This is a genomic window from Thiohalocapsa sp., assembly GCF_019695415.1.
Classification (GTDB): domain Bacteria; phylum Pseudomonadota; class Gammaproteobacteria; order Chromatiales; family Chromatiaceae; genus Thiohalocapsa.
On record NZ_JAIFKJ010000444.1, the window covers coordinates 1 to 2,220 of the forward strand.

2 protein-coding genes are annotated in these 2,220 nt (G+C 63.4%); both read left to right on the forward strand.

Features of this window, described 5'->3' with window-relative positions:
* Window positions 1–266 precede the first annotated feature (266 nt).
* Window positions 267–1,778, forward strand: a complete 1,512-nt coding sequence (gene sufB / locus I6U14_RS12525) for a Fe-S cluster assembly protein SufB (RefSeq protein WP_296899791.1) — start codon at window positions 267–269, stop codon at window positions 1,776–1,778.
* A gap of 109 nt (window positions 1,779–1,887) precedes the next feature.
* Window positions 1,888–2,220: ATP-binding cassette domain-containing protein (locus I6U14_RS12530; protein ID WP_296899793.1), on the forward strand; the 333-nt coding region annotated here is incomplete at its 3' end.

The window sequence follows — 2,220 nt, forward strand, 5'->3', positions numbered from 1 at the left end:
TGGGGCCTGGTCTGGGGGGAGGGGAGGGGCGGGCCCGGGGTGTGGTGTGATGGGGCTGGATAATGAAGCCGCCTCCGGCGCGTTCCGTATCAGCCTTGGGTGGTCTTCGCAGGAGGACGAGGGCGAGCGGTTCCTGGGCGCGTGGCAGGCGATCTACGAACGGCGAAGACAGCAATCGGCGGCGGCTTGAGGCCGTCCGAGACGAGAAGCGAACCGCGCGCAAGGCCGGTTCAGGACAGACAAGAGCAACGACGGGAGTAACAGACGTGGCTGATCTCGACACCATCGAACGCGTCAAGGACATCGACGTCGACAAGTACAAGTACGGCTTCACCACCGACATCGAGTCCGTCAAGGCCCCGAAGGGCCTGAACGAGGACATCATCCGGTTCATCTCCGAAAAGAAGAATGAGCCGGAGTGGATGCTGGAATGGCGTCTGGACGCCTATCAGCGCTGGCTGACGATGAAGGAGCCGACCTGGGCGAAGGTGGAGTATCCGCCGATCGACTTCCAGGACATCTATTACTATTCGGCGCCCAAGTCGATGGACGGGCCGGCGAGCCTCGATGAAGTCGATCCGGAGCTTCTGCGCACCTATGAAAAGCTGGGCATCCCGCTGAAGGAGCAGGAAATTCTTGCGGGCGTGCGCAAGGCCGACGAGCCGAGCCAGCTTGAGGAAGACAGCGGCTATCAGTCGAGCAATGTCGCGATTGACGCGGTGTTCGACAGCGTGTCCGTCGTCACGACCTTCAAGGAAGAGCTGGCCAAGGCCGGCGTGATCTTCTGCTCGATCTCCGAGGCGATGCGCGATTATCCGGACCTCGTCCAGAAGTATCTGGGCTCGGTGGTGCCGAAGTCCGATAACTATTTCGCCGCGCTGAATTCGGCCGTGTTCACCGACGGGTCGTTCGTCTACGTGCCGGAAGGCGTGCGCTGCCCGATGGAGCTGTCCACCTACTTCCGCATCAACGAGAAGGACACCGGGCAGTTCGAGCGCACGCTGATCATCGCCGACAAGGGCGCGTATGTCAGCTACCTGGAGGGCTGCACCGCGCCGATGCGCGACGAGAACCAGCTGCACGCGGCGGTGGTCGAGCTGATCGCGCATGAGGATGCGGAGATCAAATACTCGACCGTGCAGAACTGGTATCCGGGCGATAAGGACGGCAAGGGCGGCGTCTACAACTTCGTGACCAAGCGCGGCGACTGCCGTGGCGACAACTCGAAGATTTCCTGGACGCAGGTCGAGACCGGCTCCGCGATCACCTGGAAGTATCCGAGCTGCATCCTGCGCGGCGACAATTCGCGCGGCGAGTTCTACTCCATCGCGATCTCGAATGGTCACCAGCAGATCGACTCAGGGACCAAGATGATCCATCTGGGCAAGAACACCTCCAGCCGGATCGTCTCCAAGGGTATCGCCGCGGGCTTTTCGGACAACACCTATCGCGGTCTGGTCTCGGCGCACCGCAAGGCGCGCGGCGCGCGCAACTTCACGCAGTGCGACAGCCTGCTGATCGGCGACAAGTGCGGCGCGCACACGGTGCCCTACATCGAGGCCAAGAACCCGACGGCGCAGTTCGAGCACGAAGCGACGACCTCGAAGATTTCCGATGACCAGCTCTTCTATGCGTTGCAGCGCGGTCTGTCGGAGGAAGAGGCGGTGGCGCTGATCGTCAACGGCTTCGTGCGCGATGTCATCCAGCAGCTGCCGATGGAGTTCATGGCCGAGACGCAGCGCCTGATCGGCATCAGCCTGGAAGGCTCGGTCGGTTAATCAGCCCTGTGCGGGATGCGCGGATGCGTTCCGGGCATCCATCCGCCCGGGGCCGCGCCAGGGATTGGCAGAGCATCGACGAGACGGGAAACAAGGAAGAACGACGATAATGCTTGAGATCAAGAACCTGCACGTGAAGATCGCCGAGGAAGACGCGGAGATTATCCGCGGTCTCGACCTCACCGTGCCGAAGGGGCAGGTGCACGCGATCATGGGGCCGAACGGCTCGGGCAAGTCCACGCTGGCCTACGTACTCGCCGGCAAGGAGGACTACGAGGTTACCGAAGGCTCGATCCGCTGGCACGGCGAGGACCTGCTGGAGCTGGAGCCGGACGGGCGCCCCCGCCCCGGCCTGTTCCTGGCATTCCAGCATCCCCCGGGAGTTCCGCGGGGCGGCCCGATACCCTCCCCGCGCCAGCCCGGCCAACCCCGCCCCCAGCGC